Origin of the sequence: Thiolapillus sp., from assembly GCF_048562965.1 — a bacterium.
Classification (GTDB): domain Bacteria; phylum Pseudomonadota; class Gammaproteobacteria; order Chromatiales; family Chromatiaceae; genus Thiolapillus; species Thiolapillus brandeum_A.
In genome coordinates, this window is record NZ_JBHNMF010001419.1 from 1 (window position 1) to 634 (window position 634).

At 56.5% G+C, this 634-nt stretch carries 1 protein-coding gene; it reads right to left on the reverse strand.

The window, feature by feature from the left end:
* Window positions 1–49: 49 nt before the first annotated feature.
* Window positions 50–289: a hypothetical protein gene (locus ACOCD2_RS24705; RefSeq protein ID WP_293652796.1), complete on the reverse strand. Its 240-nt coding sequence runs from the start codon at window positions 287–289 to the stop codon at window positions 50–52.
* Window positions 290–634 lie beyond the last annotated feature (345 nt).

The following is a 634-nucleotide window of genomic DNA, read 5'->3' on the forward strand; positions in this document are numbered from 1 at the left end:
AGAGCGAAGCGAAGGCTGGTAGACCCCAGTAGCCGCGAGGCCGCACTGCTTACCCGTCGTGCGCATAGCGCCAGAGGGGAAGCAAAGTAGGCATCCAAACGCGGCGTCCAGTCATTGGGAGCCAAGTACGGAGCAGCAACGAGCTTGCGAAGTTGTTGCGTAGTGCTTGGTGACCAGGACGGCTGGGCACAAATAGGTTGTCAAAGGCCGAGTCGATTTTGGGGACTGGGATGTCCCAAAATCTATCACGAGGCCGAAGACACGCTTGCTTATTTTCCCTCTGGCGCAAGGCACGCCGGGAAAACAGTGAGGCCTCGCGGCTACTGGGGTCTACCAGCCTCCGCTTCGCTCTCCATGGCTGGCAGCGTTTGAGGTGGATCCGCGAAGGCGAAACCGTAAGTTTCTGTTCAAATGCCCCCGCTAGTCCTCTATGGGAGTTCCCCGCTGGAACCAGACTTGCCAGCCGGTTTTTGTCTTTGTCTTTGTTATGTCATACATGTCGTACATGCGATTCTCCTTTGCGGTCACCAGCCGCGATAAATGCTCAGACAGGTTGGTGCCTCCTGTCCGTTGAAGATAAGCCCGGCACCTGAGAAGGGGCCGGGCTTGGTTTCTGCTACGCTGTCATTTTTTT